The sequence below is a fragment of the Rhizobium sp. AN68 genome, assembly GCF_030758035.1.
Classification (GTDB): Bacteria; Pseudomonadota; Alphaproteobacteria; order Rhizobiales; family Rhizobiaceae; genus Agrobacterium; species Agrobacterium tumefaciens.
In genome coordinates this window covers 1,108,529-1,122,658 of the sequence record NZ_JARWMI010000002.1, presented here as the reverse complement: position 1 = coordinate 1,122,658, position 14,130 = coordinate 1,108,529, and the positions used below count along the sequence as shown (strand labels likewise).

Here is a 14,130-nt window from a genome sequence, read left to right as displayed (position 1 = left end):
TTGCCATCCATCCTATTGACCTCAACTATGGTTGAGGAATTATACCGGCTGCTCTCTAGTGTGTTTCCGCGTTTTTCAGAGCGGAGGCCGTTCAGAAAACGGAGCCGGCATGGAAAATACCATCTTTAAACACAGCCTGACGGTTGGGGAGGTTGCGCGTCGTAGTGGCGTCGCCGTTTCCACCATCCATTTTTACGAGGCGAAGGGATTGATCGAAGGCTGGCGCACCAGCGGGAACCAGCGTCGTTATCATCGCGCGGTCTTGCGGCGCATTGCCATTATCCGCATTGCGCAGCGAGCAGGTATCCAGCTCAGCATCATCAGGGACGCCTTGGCGGATTTGCCGCAGGACAGGGTGGCGACGACGGCTGACTGGCGCGTGTTCTCGCAGTCCTGGCGGGAAATGCTGCAGCTTCGTATCAACAGCCTGATTATGCTGCGCGACCAGCTTACCGGCTGTATCGGTTGCGGTTGCCTCTCACTCGATGATTGTCCCTTACGCAATCCAAACGATGTTCTGGCCGATGCCGGCGCGGGCCCGCGCCGTCTCGTATCCGTCAAATGAGCAAGGTTTCCGGCTGGCCGCTTTAAAAGCAATTGTTCCTACTCGACGTCGGCCGGAACCCAGACACTGACGCTGCCGCCATTGGTGGAAAACAGACCCTTGCCATGCTCGTCAAGGGTGATCTGTTCGTGACGGTGACCAAGGAAATCGCGCCATACAGCTCCCGCCTGCTCAGGGCCGAGATCTATCTGTTTTTCCGCCGCCTCGCCGTTCGACATCACCACAACGCAGCCCGGCTCATCGGCGGTACCGTGGCGAATAAACGCAATGCAGCTCGGGTCGTCGAAAATATCCGTCTGGGCACCGTTGGAAAAGCGGCTGCGTGCCTCGATAAGCTTCGGAAGGCATTCGATAGCCGGCATGACGATCTCATGGTCGTTGCCGTCATTGCCGGTGTCTATATACGTCGTACCGAAAAGATCGGGATAAAAGACGCAGGGCACACCTTCTTCGCGCAGCAGAATGATCGCATAGGCCAGAGGCTTGAACCAGGGTTCTACCGGCGCTTCCAGAGATTGCAGCGGCTGCGTGTCGTGGTTGTCGACAAGCGTGACGGCGTGATCTGGAACAGCGGAAAGCAGCGAACCATCGAAGATAGTGCGCATGTCGAAATCGCCGCCCTGCTTGGACGCGTCATGGAAGCGGTGGTGAAGGGCGACATCGAAGAGCATCAGCTGCTTGTCCACCAGATCGAGATAGCTTTTCAGCGCGTCTATATCGGGGTGCCAGTATTCCGCCACGACGAAGAGGTCGGGATTAATCGTGTCGCGCATATGGCCTACCCAGTCGCGGAAGAACCATGCCGGAATATGTTTGGCCGCATCCAGACGGAAACCATCCACCTGCACCTGTTCGGCAAGCCACCGGCCCCAATATTTCAGTTCCTCGTAGACAGCCCTGTTTCGGAATTCGACATCCGCGCCCATGAGATAATCGAAGTTGCCGTTTTCCTCGTCGACCTCCTCATTCCATTCGCCGTCGCCATATTCGTTGACGAGACGGAAAATGCCGTCCTCATCAGGCTCTTCGATGTGGTCGACGCCGCTGAAGCACTTCAGGTCCCAGATGAATTTGGAATGTGTGCCGTTTCGGCCGGGAAACGTGAAGCGCGTATAGGCGTGCGCCTCGAAATCCTCGTCCTCTATTTCGGTGCGGTCATCGGGATTGACGCGACGAACCCGCACCTTCTCCCGTTCATCCGCGCCCATCTTGTGATTAAGAACCACGTCGTGAATGACGCGGATGCCGTTTTCCTTCAGCGTCCGACCGGCCTGTTCGAGGGCAGCGCGATCACCGTATTTGGTCGCGACTGTTCCCTTCTGGTCGAATTCGCCAAGGTCGAAGAGATCATAGGTATCGTAACCTACCGAAAAACCGCCGGCAGAACCCTTGTAGGCCGGCGGTAGCCAGACGTCGGTAATACCCATTCGGGCAAGGCTTTCCGCCTTTTCGGCCACCTCGCTCCATAATTTCCCTCCGTCCGGATAGTACCAATGGAAGAATTGAAGCAAGGTGCGTCCGGCCATATTTTCCTCATGATGGTTAGCAGGTCGCGCCATAAACGGCCCGGCGGCGAAAGGGTTCCGCCGCCGTATTGACCAAACTTCGATTGTGAGGGGACCACCTTCCCTGATGGGTCCGGTGGCCTGGTCTAGGCGTTATTCCGCAATTTCGAGAAGTGCCGCGCCCGCCTGAAGATAGTCGCCTTCCTTGACGATCAGGCGGACCTTGCCGGCCTTCGTCGCCACGATTTGCGTTTCCATTTTCATGGCTTCCATGACGGCCAGAAGATCGCCTTTGGAAACAGTTTCGCCATCGGTCACCTTGAACGATTGCAAGGTGCCGGAAACGGGAGCGATAATTTCACCTTCCTTCTCCTTGACCGACGCGCCGGAGGAAGCGGCATTGCCGCCGCTGACAGCGCCGAGGCCGGAGAGCAGCAGGTTCGGCAGGCCGACAGAAACACGCTTGCCGTCGATTTCCAGAAAGGTGCGCGTGATGGAAGGGTCTTCAGCCGGTGCAGGACGTTCCACGGCGTCAGGCATGGCGGCGAAATCGGTCTCGATCCAGCGGGTATGAACCTTGAAACCGTCGGTGCCGATGAAGTCGTCCGTCTCGATTGCGGCGCGATGGAACGGCAGAACCGTGGCAATGCCTTCGATACGGAATTCTTTCAGCGCGCGGCGCGCGCGGCGCAGAACCTGATCTCGGTCGGTACCCGTAACGATGAGCTTCGCCATCAGCGAGTCGAATACGCCAGGCACGCTGGAGCCGCTGACGACGCCGCTATCCATACGGATGCCGGGGCCGGAAGGAGCATCGAAAATCGAGATCGTGCCGGGTGTTGGCAGGAATCCTCGGCCGGGATCTTCGGCATTGATGCGGAATTCCATAGAGTGGCCGCGCGGTTCCGGCGTTTCAACCACCCGCAGGGTGTGGCCCTCGGCGATGCGGAACTGCTCGATGACGAGATCGATACCGGTGGTTTCCTCGGTGACGGGATGTTCCACCTGCAGGCGCGTATTGACCTCCAGGAAAGAAATCGTGCCATCAACGCCGAGCAGGAATTCGACGGTGCCGGCACCGGAATAGCCCGCGGCGGCACAGATCGCCTTTGCCGCGTCGTGGATTTTTTGTCGCTGTTCGGCAGACAGGAACGGGGCCGGAGCCTCCTCTATCAGCTTCTGGTTTCGACGTTGCAGCGAGCAATCGCGGGTGCCCAGCACCAGCACATTGCCGTGCTTGTCGGCCAAAACCTGCGCCTCGATATGGCGGGGCCGGTCGAGGAAGCGTTCGAGAAAGCACTCGCCGCGACCGAAAGCGGCGGTCGCTTCGCGAACGGCGGATTCGTAGAGATCGGCGATCTCTTCCATCTTCCATGCGACCTTCAGGCCGCGCCCACCACCGCCATGCGCTGCCTTGATGGCGACGGGCAGGCCGTATTCTTCGGCAAAAGCGGTGACTTCGGCGGCGGTAGAGACGGGGCCGTCACTGCCGGCCACCAGCGGTGCGCCGACGCTGGTGGCGATGCGCCGCGCTTCCACCTTGTCGCCCAGCGCTTCAATGACATGTGGGTCGGGGCCGATCCAGCTAAGGCCGGCATCGATAACCGCCTGCGCAAATTCGGCGCGTTCGGACAAAAAGCCGTAACCGGGATGCACGGCATCCGCGCCGGCGCGTTTGGCAATCGCGATCAGCTTGGCGATATCGAGATAGGTTTCGGCGGGGCGGACGCCTTCCAGCGCATAGGCCTCATCCGCCAACCGAACGAATAGCGCATCCTGATCGGGATCGGCATAAACGGCAACCGATTGCAGGCCGTAATCACGGCATGCGCGGATGATCCGCACCGCGATCTCGCCGCGATTGGCAATCAGCACTTTTTTCATCGCTATCCTCCCTACAGGCTTTTAGCCGCCGCGATTTCGGCAAAAGGGCCGATCGGGCGGAACTTGATTTTGGCATTGACGGGGATTTGCCCCGCAAGATCGAGATGGTATTCCGCGACCGCGCCGATGACGGGATAGCCGCCGGTCAACGGGTGGTCGGCAAGGAAAAGAACGGGCTGGCCGCTATGGGGAATCTGGATTGCTCCGGTGGCCGTGCCTTCGCTCGGCAATTCGGCACTGTCCCTGCGCTCCATCGGCACTTCGCCGGCAAGGCGGATGCCGACGCGGTTGGATTGCGGCGTGACCTGCCAGAGCTGGCCGGTCAGCGTATCGAGGCCCTTTTGCGTGAACCAGTCGGTACGCGGTCCGAGAACCACGTCGAGCGTCACAATATCGCCGGTTGCCGGCGGATCGAAGGCCGGAGCCTCGTCGACAGACACGCTGGAAAGTCCTGTCTTTTCGCCCTTCAGCGGCAGAGTAGTGCCCGCAGTCACGCTTTGTGGACCGACTACGGCGAGCGTATCCGTCGCATAGCTGCCCAGCACGGGCTCGACATCGAACCCGCCACGCACAGCAAGATAACAGCGCATGCCCTTCGGCGGCTGACCCAAGGTTACGATATCGCCGGGTTCGAGAGACACGGGAACATGGGTTTGTGCGGTGAAACTGCGATCTGCGGTCTTGACGGTGATGGGGCAGGGCGCGCCCGCAATGCCGATGACAGCGCGGCTCGTGCTTTTGAAGGAAAAGCCGCCGAGCGTCAGCTCGAGACACGGCGAGTTAACGGGATTGCCGACGATACGGTTGGCGGCGTTAAACGCGCCACGATCCAGTGCGCCGGAGGCGGAGACGCCCTGTCCGGTTTGCCCGAAGCGGCCAAGATCCTGAAAAATGGCGGGCATGGGGGCCGCGAGCACCTCGAAATGCGGGCCTTCTCTCGTCATCTCAGGCCGGGCGGTGCGCGGCGATGAGGTGGGAACATCAACCGTTCTTCCGGCCTTGTCCATATCGAAGAAGCGCACGCGATAACCCGGCTGGAAAAGCGCGCCGGGATCACGGTCTATATCCCACATCTTCACCGGTGTGGTGCCGATGATCTGCCAGCCGCCGGGGCTGTTTTGCGGATAGACGCCGCTGAAGGCGCCAGCCAGCGCCACCGAACCCGCCGGAATGCGGGTACGCGGGCTTTGCCGGCGCGGCACGTGAAGAGCTGTATCGCCGCCAACCAGATAACCGAAGCCGGGCGCGAAACCGCAGAAGGCCACGGTGAATTCGCTTTCGGTATGGCGGCGGATGACTTCGTCGATGCTCATGCCGGTCAGTTCGGCAACGTCGGCCAGATCTTCGCCGTTATAATGGACGGGGATTTCCACCAGATTGTCCGAGGGCGCGATTTTTGCGGAGAGATCGCGGCTGGAAAGCCGTGCAACCAGCGCCTCTGCGCCAATCTTTTCGGGGCGGAAACGGATCATCAGGGTGCGGGCAGCCGGAACCGTTTCGTCGATGCCCTCGATCGGATCGTTCTGAAGCGAGGCGAACAGCGCCAGCGTTTCATCGAGATCGGCAAGTTCGACGAGAATGGTGGTGAGGCTGACGGGGAGAAAACGCATCATATCCTCACGCGTGATAGGCAGAATCGGGAATGTCGGTGATGAACATGTGCCCGGGCGCATGGGTAATCGCGAACGGCACGCCGGATGCCATGACTGCAGCCTGAGGCGTCACGCCGCAGGCCCAGAAAACTGGAACCTCGCCGGGTTCGATCCGCACTGCATCACCGAAATCCGGCTTCGCGAGATCCGATATGCCGATTTCTTCCGGCGCGCCGACATGCACGGGCGCACCGTGAACCGCCGGAAAACGTCCTGAAATTGTCGCGGCATCGGCCACGCGCGAAGCCGGGATCGGTCGCATGGAAACGACCATGTTGCCCTTAAATCGGCCGGCCGGCCGGCAGGGGCGGTTGGTCAGATACATCGGAACGTTGCTTTTGTCGGTCATGTGACGGATTTCGATACCCGCTTCGACCATCGGCGTTTCAAAGGTAAAACTGCAACCTATCAGGAAAGCGACGAGATCGTCACGCTCTGCCCAGGCGGCGGTCGCATCCGCCGTTTCCTCGGCAAGTTTGCCGTCCCGCCAGATACGGTAAAGCGGCAGGTCGGTCCTGAGATCGGCACCGGGGGCAAGAAGCGTGGTTGGTGAGCCGGGATCTGAAACATCGAGCACCGGGCAGGGCTTGGGATTACGCTGCGCATAAAGCAGGAAATCGAAGGCCCAGTCGCGCGGCAGCACGATCATGTTGGCCTGCGTGAAACCGGGAGCGATGCCGGAGGTCGGTGCAACGAGGCCGCCACGATAATCGGCGCGGGCCGTCCGGGCGGCATCCGCATTGGTGTGGCTCAGAAAGGATAAGGGTATCGTCATTGGTCGCCCTTTTAGAGAATGGATGCAAAAGAGCGGATTTCGATGCCCTCGGCTTCGAAACGGCGGCGGATTTCCTGGGCGATCGCCACTGCGCCGGGGCTGTCGCCATGCACGCAGATGGATTGTGCTTCGATCTTGATGCTGCTGCCGTCGATGGCTTCGAGTGTTCCTTCGCGGGCAAGCTGCACCATCCGGTCGGCGATTTTGGCAGCGTCGTGCAGTACGGCGCCCGCCTCGCGGCGCGAGACGAGTTGGCCTTCTGGCGTATAGGCGCGGTCAGCGAAGGCTTCCGCGACGACAGCAAGGCCTGCCTTGCGGGCGAGATCGAGGATGGGCGCATTGGCAAGACCCATCAGCACCAGCGAGGCATCGACGGCCTTTATACCGTCGATGACCGCTTGTCCCTGTTTCGCGTCATTGGCGATGCGGTTGTAAAGCGCGCCATGCGGCTTCACGTAACGCACGGTGGTTCCGGCAGCGGCGGCGACACCCTTCAGTGCACCGATCTGGTAGATGACATCGGCGATCAGCTCTTCGGAGGTCACATCCAGATCGCGGCGGCCAAAGCCGACGCGGTCCGGGTAGGAAACATGGGCGCCGACGACCACGCCTTTTTCGGCAGCGGCCTTAACGGTCCGGTAGATGCCGGCCGGGTCACCTGCGTGAAATCCGCAGGCGATGTTAGCGCTGGAAACGATGGCAAGCATCGCCTCGTCGTCTCCCATGCGCCACGCGCCGTAACTTTCGCCAAGATCGCTGTTGAGATCGATAGCGGCCATGTTTGCCTCCCTTTAGAGCATTTCCAGCAAAAGTGCGTAGCGGTTTTGCGTCGGGAAAATGCGTAATAACAAATATATAGAGCGTTTCCGCTTTTCTCCGAAATGCGGAAACGCTCTAGTTTATTACAGGCCGAGCAGGCCAAAAATGGTGCCGGCGGACTTGTAGCCCATGTACCACGTCAATGCGCATGTCAGAACGCCAAGCCCGAGCAGAATGCGCGAGTAGCGATGGCCGCCCATCAGGTCTTCGCGCTTCCATGCGGCAAACAGGAAGATGCTGAGGCCGATGGGCAGGATAAGACCGTTCAGGCCGCCGACGAAGACCAGCATGGCGGCGGGCGGCGTCGTGATGAGCAGGTAGCAGACGAGCGAGACAGCGATGAAGATGACCGTCGCCATGTTGCGGGCGCGTTCCGTCATATCCTGCTTGAACACGGGCAGGAACGAGACGGAGGTATACGCCGCGCCGATGACGCTTGTGATGGCCGCAGCCCAGAAGATGATGCCGAATAGGCGGAAGCCGAGATCGCCCGCGGCCGACCGGAAAGCCTGTGCGGCGGGATTGGCGGCCTGGCCCGATGTATCGATGACGACGCCGCTGGCGACAACGCCGAGAATGGCGAGGAACAGCACGTAACGCATGATGCCGGTGACAGCGATGCCGGTCAGAGCGGCGCGGTTGACGGCGGGCAGGTTTTCAATGCCGACCATTCCCCGGTCCAGCAGGCGGTGCGCGCCGGAATAGGTGATGTAGCCGCCAACGGTGCCGCCGACGATGGTGGTGATGGTCGCGAAATTGATCGTGTCCGGCAGGAAGGTCTGGCGGAAGGCATCACCGACCGGCGGCGCGGATACGAATGCAACGTAGAGCGTCAGCACGATCATCAGGATACCGGCGAAAATGATGAACCGGTCGACGGCGAGGCCAGCCCGTTTGGAAACGAAGATGGCGATGGAAAAGATTGCGCTGATGGCGCCGCCGATTTTCGGATCGAGCCCGAAGATGGCGTTCAGGCCGAGGCCGGTGCCGCCAATATTGCCGATATTAAAGAAAAGGCCGCCGATGATGACGAGAATGGCGAGAAGATAGCCGGAGCCCGGAATGGCAGCATTGGCGATGTCGGACGCACGCATGCGCGTCAGCGTTACGATGCGCCAGATGTTGAGCTGAACGACGAAGTCTATGAGGATGGAAGCAAGAATGCCGAAGGCGAATGCGGCACCAAGCTGCATGGTGAATGTCGCCGTCTGCGTGATGAAGCCGGGACCGATGGCAGATGTTGCCATCAGGAAGATTGCTCCCAGAAGAGATGCACGTTTTGACATTTTGAGATCGGCAGTCGGGGTGAGCTTTTTCTGCTCCATGGATTTTCTCCGCTCCTGTCGCAATCCGCCCCTCGCGGATGCTTTATGCCACCGATCTTGTCTTGTTCCGTGAGATTGTCAATATTGTTCAACAATAAATGATAATCGTTCTTTTATTTTGTCTATTTGTTGGACGTTATGAGTATGAATTCATCACGTTTTTTTGGCGCTTTGCTGAAGCTTTGTGCTATGGGCAATCATGCCGTGTCCGAACATGCCTGTCACGGAATTCCCAACGTTGCATTGCTCTTAAGGAAAGCGCCATGACGGAAACGATAGAGGGTCTGCCGCTTGCGGATCGATTGGCAAAGGGTATTCGCACCCTGCTGATCTCCGGTGAACTGATGCCGGGCCAGCGTCTTTCGGAAGCAGCCTTCAGCGAACGTTTCGAGGTCTCCCGCAATTCGCTGCGTGAAGCCTTTCGTCTCCTGACCAAGGATGGTCTGCTGCGTCACGAAGCCAATCGCGGCGTTTTTGTCGCCGTTCCCACCCTGGCTTCGGTGATTGATATTTACAGGGTGCGGCGCATGGTGGAATGCGGGGCGCTGCGTCAGGCCTGGCACAAGCACCCGGCCATCCGGACAATGCGCACGGCGGTCGATGATGCCAGGATAAAGCGCGACCAGGCAGACTGGTTAGGCGTGGGCAGCGCCAACATGAAGTTCCACGCCGCCGTGGTCGACCTTCTCGACAGCGCTCGTCTCAGCGATTTTTACGAGCGAATCGCCGCTGAGCTCAGGCTTTGTTTCGGCCTGCTGAAAGACCCGGAACAGCTCCATTCCCCCTTTGTGGACATGAACAGCAAAATCCTGTCGCTGATGGAAGAGGGCAAGGCGGCTGAGGCCGGTGACGAGATGGAAATCTATCTCAATCTTTCCGAGCGGACGGTTTTGAAGGCGCTCGAACGGGCGTCCTGAGAAATCAGGCGGAGCGGGATGAAAACGTCCCTTTCACGTCCGCTCCATTTTTATATCGGCGCCTGATTGCCAAGTTTGTTGCGGTGCGTCATCAATGCCGACATGACGCTTCGCGACCTCACCATTCTCGTTATAGACGAAAACGCGATCCGCGCCTCGATCATCGAGGAGGGGCTGCGCGAGGCCGGGTATAATCGCGTGACGCTCATCCATGAGGTGCACGGCGTGGCGCGGACCATCGAGACGCTGCAGCCCGATGTCATCTTCATCGATCTTGAGAATCCCAACCGCGACATGATGGAGCATCTGTTTCAGTTGACACGCACGGTCGGCCGGCCGATCGCCATGTTTGTCGACCGCTCCGATACCGCGTCCATCGAGGCGGCCGTTGAGGCCGGTGTTTCCGCCTATGTCGTTGACGGGCTGAAGAAAGAACGCGTCAAACCCATCCTCGATATGGCAGTCAGCCGCTTCAACGCTTTCAGCCGTCTGCGACAGGAACTTGCCGAAGCAAAATCGGCGCTTGAGGAGCGCAAGGTCATCGAGCGCGCCAAAGGCATTTTGATGAAAATGCGTGGCCTGTCCGAAGAGGAGGCTTTTGCGCTTCTGCGGCAAACGGCGATGAACGAGAAAAAGAAAATATCCGAGATCGCGCAAAGCGTGGTCACCGCGGCCGGTCTGTTGATGTAACGAACCCGCCGGCAGGACAGTCGAGGAGTGTATGATATGGCGGCACAGGAAAAATCGGCCGGTTCAAAAGCGGGCGCGCCGGCAATCGTTGGCAGCGACCGGCAAAAAATCCTGCGGGCAGGTTTTATTCCTCTTGTCGATGCGTCCGTCCTCATTGCTGCGGCGGAATTCGGCTTTGCCGAGCGCGAAGGCCTGACGCTCGATCTCGTCAAGGATGTGTCCTGGGCGAATGTGCGCGACCGGCTGGCATTCCGGCAATTCGACATTGCCCATATGCTGTCGCCGATGCCGGTTGCCTCCATGCTCGGACTCGGCTCGAACCCTTCGCCTACGATCACGCCGTTTTCACTTGGGCGCGGCGGCAATGCTATAACGCTTTCGACGCGGCTTTTTGCCCGGATGAAGGCGTTGACGGGGCTTTCCGAAACGGCGGGGTCGCTGGAAAATGCGAAGGCCTTAAAGCAGGTGCTGGATGACATGCGAGCGCGGGGCGAAGCTACACCGACGCTCGGCATGACCTACCCGTTTTCCTCGCACAATTACGAATTTCGCTATTGGCTCGCCGCTGGTGGCATTCATCCCGATCACGACGTCAAACTGGTGGTCGTACCACCGCCATTGACGTCGGACGCATTGGCGGCGGGCGCCATAGATGGTTTCTGTGTCGGTGCGCCGTGGAACATCGTTGCCGCCGAGCGCGGTGTGGGCAGGATCGTCGCTGCCAAGCAGGATTTGTGGCCGTCTGCGCCGGAAAAAGTGATCGGGATGCGGCCTGAATGGGCCGAAAGCCAGCAGGAAACGGTCAGCCGGCTGCTGACGGCGCTCGATGCCGCCGCACGTTGGTGCGACCTTGCGGAAAATCACGATGATCTGAGCAGGACACTTGCCGATCCGCGTTATATCGGTGCGCCGCAAAGCATCATCCGCCATGTGCTTGCCGGTGAATTCAACATCGACAGCCAGGGCAACCGCCGGGTCATCGACAAATATTTCCTCTTCCACGGCGGCCATGCCAATTATCCGCGCCAGAGCCAGGCACTGTGGATTTACAGCCAGATGATCCGCTGGGGGCAGACGGAGTTTTCGCAAGGTGGTGTGGAGGCCACCCTGTCCGCTTACCGTCCAGATATTTATCGGGCGGCACTGGGCGATGCCAATGCGCCCGACGATGCCGATATTCGAGTCGAAGGGCAGGAGGCGGGTGACCGGTTCGTAGACGGTTTTGTTTTCGATCCCGCAGACATTGCTGGCTATGTGAATGGCTTTTCCGTGCGCAGTTCTGCCCCGTTTTCCCTCTCCCAAGGCGAGGCCTGACAGCCGTCGGCCGGGCAAGCTGCGCAAATTTCAAGCGCGGAATTTATCCATTTGCGCAAACCATAGACAAAATTTCTACTGATTAAAATTTAATCGTCCAATTCAATCTCGGAAATTCCGTTTTTTTCCAAGGCGATAGCTTCCACAAGTAAAACTGGCACGCCTCTTGCCTCTTAGTCTTTGCACTGGTCAACGGCGATCGGGGCGAGCAGGGCGCGGCATAAGCGCTTTCACAGACATAGACGTCGCAAGGTTTTGCTGCCCGGAACACCTCCCGTTCCGAAGGCGCAAACACCGAGCGGCGTTTTTTTTATTTTCAGGTTTTTTCGCAAGCGAACGCGCCACCCATGCGGTGGTCCAATAAGGGGAAGATGCGAATGAAAAAGATATTCTCGGGCGATGTCAGCCGCCGCACCATACTGAAGACGACAGCCACCGCAGCCCTTGTTACCGCCGTGCGCACCGCTTTTCCGTCAGGCGCTTTCGCAGCTACGGCTGAGCCGGAAGTGAAGGGCGCGAAAATCGGCTTCATCGCGCTGACCGACGCCGCCCCGCTTATCATCGCGGCGGAAAAGGGACTGTTCGCCAAGCATGGCATGCCGGATGTCGAGGTTCTCAAACAGGCATCCTGGGGTGCGACACGTGACAATCTCGTGCTCGGCGGCGCATCGAACGGCATTGATGGCGCGCATATCCTGACCCCGATGCCCTATCTCATGCATACCGGCAAGGTGACGCAGAACAACGTGCCTGTGCCGATGGCGCTTATCGCCCGCCTCAATCTCGACAGCCAGGGTATTTCCGTCGCCAAGGAATATGCTGAAACCGGCGTTCAGCTCGACGCGTCCAAGCTGAAGGCAGCTTTCGAGAAGAAGAAGGCAGATGGCAAGGAAATCAAGGCTGCCATGACATTTCCCGGCGGCACGCATGATCTGTGGATCCGCTATTGGCTGGCCGCCGGCGGCATCGACCCGGACAAGGACGTCTCCACCATCGTCGTTCCGCCGCCGCAGATGGTCGCCAACATGAAGGTCGGCAATATGGACGTCTTCTGTGTGGGCGAACCCTGGAACGAGCAACTCGTCAATCAGGGCATCGGCTTCACTGCCTGTACCACCGGGGAACTCTGGAAAGGGCATCCCGAGAAGGCGCTCGGCATGCGCGCCGACTGGGTGGAAAAGAACCCCAACGCCACCAAGGCATTGCTGATGGCCGTGATGGAGGCCCAGCAATGGTGCGATGAGATGGCGAACAAGGAGGAGATGTCCACGATCCTCGGCAAGCGCCAATGGTTCAACGTGCCACCGAAGGACGTTCTTGGCCGCCTCAAGGGCAATATCAATTACGGCAACGGCCGCGTGCTGGAAAATACCGGTCTGCAGATGAAGTTCTGGCAGGATCACGCGTCCTATCCCTTCCGCAGCCACGACAGCTGGTTCATCACGGAAAACATCCGCTGGGGTAAATTTGCACCCGATACGGACGTGAAGGCGCTGGTTGCCAAGGTCAACCGCGAGGACATCTGGCGCGACGCTGCAAAGGATCTCGGTGTTGCCGATATTCCCGCCTCCACGTCGCGCGGCAAGGAAACCTTCTTCGACGGCAAGGTCTTCGACCCCGAAAACCCGTCGGCCTATCTCGAAAGTCTTTCCATCAAGGCAGCCTCCTGAGGAGGAGACACGGGTGTCGCCCCTCCTCCGCCGGGTTGCCATTTAAAGATGGACACCAAAGGCCGGATGAGGGGCGAGACCCTGACCGCAACCGAAATCCAAAGGAAACGCCATGTCCGCATTGGCTCGAAATTTCAAGGAACAGCCGCAGCAACCGGTGGTACAAAAGGCAAACGTCGTGACCCTTCCGCCCAAACATCCCTCGCGGTTCAATCTGCGTAAACTGGGTGCTGCGGCGGCCCGCAATATCATACCGCCATTTGTCGTCCTCGCCGTTCTGCTGGGCGTCTGGCAAATGCTCTGTTCCGCCCCCGGCTCGTCCCTGCCGCCGCCAAGCCAGGTATTCGAGGAAAGCTACGATCTCATCGTATCGCCATTCTTCCATAATGGTTCGCAGGATATCGGCCTCGGCTTGCGCGTGCTGGTCTCGCTGGAGCGCGTGGCATACGGTTTCGGCCTTGCGGCCATCGCCGGCATCATTCTCGGTGCGGTTATCGGCCAGTCGGTCTGGGCCATGCGCGGCCTCGACCCGATTTTTCAGGTCCTGCGCACCGTGCCGCCGCTCGCCTGGCTGCCGCTTTCACTTGCCGCCTTTCAGGACAGCAATCCGTCGGCCATCTTCGTGATCTTCATCACCTCCATCTGGCCCGTCATCATCAATACGGCGGTCGGCGTGCGCAACATTCCGCAGGATTATCGCAACGTTGCGAAGGTGCTGCGGCTCAACCAGATCGAATTCTTCTTCAAGATCATGCTGCCGTCGGCCGCCCCCTACATCTTCACCGGCCTGCGCATAGGCATCGGCCTCTCCTGGCTCGCCATCGTGGCGGCGGAAATGCTGACCGGCGGGGTCGGTATCGGCTTCTTCATCTGGGATGCGTGGAACTCCTCGCGCCTGCCCGACATCATCGTGGCACTCGCTTACATCGGCGTTGTCGGCTTCATGCTCGACAAGCTGGTAGCGGCGCTCGGCAAGGTCATCACCCGCGGCGCTGCGGCCAACTAAAAGGGCGA

General features: G+C 59.5%; 12 protein-coding genes. 6 read left to right on the top strand and 6 right to left on the bottom strand.

Annotated elements, in window-relative coordinates; all coding sequences use genetic code 11:
• Window positions 1-109 precede the first annotated feature (109 nt).
• Window positions 110-565 (top strand): redox-sensitive transcriptional activator SoxR, encoded by a 456-nt coding sequence (gene soxR, locus RBH71_RS08565; RefSeq protein WP_003511623.1) that lies wholly within the window; start codon window positions 110-112, stop codon window positions 563-565.
• Window positions 566-603: 38 nt separating this feature from the next.
• On the opposite strand, the gene amyA is transcribed toward soxR, so the two are convergent.
• The 6 genes from amyA to RBH71_RS08535 form a co-directional block, all read right to left on the bottom strand.
• The gene (gene amyA, locus RBH71_RS08560) at window positions 604-2,091 is read right to left on the bottom strand and encodes an alpha-amylase (RefSeq protein WP_003511622.1); all 1,488 of its coding nucleotides are present in this window, start codon (window positions 2,089-2,091) and stop codon (window positions 604-606) included.
• 132 nt (window positions 2,092-2,223) lie between these two features.
• The gene (locus tag RBH71_RS08555; RefSeq protein WP_003511621.1) at window positions 2,224-3,954 is read right to left on the bottom strand and encodes an acetyl/propionyl/methylcrotonyl-CoA carboxylase subunit alpha; all 1,731 of its coding nucleotides are present in this window, start codon (window positions 3,952-3,954) and stop codon (window positions 2,224-2,226) included.
• Window positions 3,955-3,965: 11 nt separating this feature from the next.
• Entirely contained in the window at window positions 3,966-5,564 is a 1,599-nt protein-coding gene (locus RBH71_RS08550; RefSeq protein ID WP_003511620.1) for a 5-oxoprolinase/urea amidolyase family protein, read from the bottom strand.
• Between the two features lie 7 nt (window positions 5,565-5,571).
• On the bottom strand, window positions 5,572-6,381 hold the full coding sequence (locus tag RBH71_RS08545) for a putative hydro-lyase (RefSeq protein ID WP_003511619.1): 810 nt from the start codon (window positions 6,379-6,381) through the stop codon (window positions 5,572-5,574).
• An 11-nt stretch (window positions 6,382-6,392) separates the two neighbouring features.
• On the bottom strand, window positions 6,393-7,160 hold the full coding sequence (locus RBH71_RS08540; protein ID WP_003511617.1) for a LamB/YcsF family protein: 768 nt from the start codon (window positions 7,158-7,160) through the stop codon (window positions 6,393-6,395).
• 123 nt (window positions 7,161-7,283) lie between these two features.
• Complete coding sequence (locus RBH71_RS08535; RefSeq protein WP_003511614.1) at window positions 7,284-8,525, bottom strand: NRAMP family divalent metal transporter; 1,242 nt, start codon at window positions 8,523-8,525, stop codon at window positions 7,284-7,286.
• Between the two features lie 263 nt (window positions 8,526-8,788).
• On the opposite strand from RBH71_RS08535, the gene RBH71_RS08530 reads away from it, so the two are divergent.
• The 5 genes from RBH71_RS08530 (at window position 8,789) to ntrB (ending at window position 14,122) form a co-directional block, all read left to right on the top strand.
• Entirely contained in the window at window positions 8,789-9,442 is a 654-nt protein-coding gene (locus RBH71_RS08530; protein WP_003511611.1) for a GntR family transcriptional regulator, read from the top strand.
• Window positions 9,443-9,544: 102 nt separating this feature from the next.
• Complete coding sequence (locus RBH71_RS08525) at window positions 9,545-10,132, top strand: ANTAR domain-containing response regulator (RefSeq protein ID WP_003511609.1); 588 nt, start codon at window positions 9,545-9,547, stop codon at window positions 10,130-10,132.
• Between the two features lie 36 nt (window positions 10,133-10,168).
• Window positions 10,169-11,446, top strand: coding sequence for a CmpA/NrtA family ABC transporter substrate-binding protein (locus RBH71_RS08520; protein ID WP_003511608.1), 1,278 nt, complete (start codon window positions 10,169-10,171; stop codon window positions 11,444-11,446).
• 377 nt (window positions 11,447-11,823) lie between these two features.
• Window positions 11,824-13,116 carry a CmpA/NrtA family ABC transporter substrate-binding protein gene (locus RBH71_RS08515; RefSeq protein ID WP_111801017.1) on the top strand — a complete coding sequence of 431 codons (1,293 nt, stop codon included), beginning with the start codon at window positions 11,824-11,826 and terminating at the stop codon, window positions 13,114-13,116.
• 112 nt (window positions 13,117-13,228) lie between these two features.
• The gene (gene ntrB / locus RBH71_RS08510; RefSeq protein ID WP_003511597.1) at window positions 13,229-14,122 is read left to right on the top strand and encodes a nitrate ABC transporter permease; all 894 of its coding nucleotides are present in this window, start codon (window positions 13,229-13,231) and stop codon (window positions 14,120-14,122) included.
• Window positions 14,123-14,130 lie beyond the last annotated feature (8 nt).

Coding starts and splice junctions, on each gene's coding strand:
- soxR (WP_003511623.1), top strand. CDS start 110: ATGGAAAATACCATCTTTAAACACAGCCTGACGGTTGGGGAGGTTGCG.
- amyA (WP_003511622.1), bottom strand. CDS start 2,091: ATGGCCGGACGCACCTTGCTTCAATTCTTCCATTGGTACTATCCGGAC.
- RBH71_RS08555 (WP_003511621.1), bottom strand. CDS start 3,954: ATGAAAAAAGTGCTGATTGCCAATCGCGGCGAGATCGCGGTGCGGATC.
- RBH71_RS08550 (WP_003511620.1), bottom strand. CDS start 5,564: ATGCGTTTTCTCCCCGTCAGCCTCACCACCATTCTCGTCGAACTTGCC.
- RBH71_RS08545 (WP_003511619.1), bottom strand. CDS start 6,381: ATGACGATACCCTTATCCTTTCTGAGCCACACCAATGCGGATGCCGCC.
- RBH71_RS08540 (WP_003511617.1), bottom strand. CDS start 7,160: ATGGCCGCTATCGATCTCAACAGCGATCTTGGCGAAAGTTACGGCGCG.
- RBH71_RS08535 (WP_003511614.1), bottom strand. CDS start 8,525: ATGGAGCAGAAAAAGCTCACCCCGACTGCCGATCTCAAAATGTCAAAA.
- RBH71_RS08530 (WP_003511611.1), top strand. CDS start 8,789: ATGACGGAAACGATAGAGGGTCTGCCGCTTGCGGATCGATTGGCAAAG.
- RBH71_RS08525 (WP_003511609.1), top strand. CDS start 9,545: ATGACGCTTCGCGACCTCACCATTCTCGTTATAGACGAAAACGCGATC.
- RBH71_RS08520 (WP_003511608.1), top strand. CDS start 10,169: ATGGCGGCACAGGAAAAATCGGCCGGTTCAAAAGCGGGCGCGCCGGCA.
- RBH71_RS08515 (WP_111801017.1), top strand. CDS start 11,824: ATGAAAAAGATATTCTCGGGCGATGTCAGCCGCCGCACCATACTGAAG.
- ntrB (WP_003511597.1), top strand. CDS start 13,229: ATGTCCGCATTGGCTCGAAATTTCAAGGAACAGCCGCAGCAACCGGTG.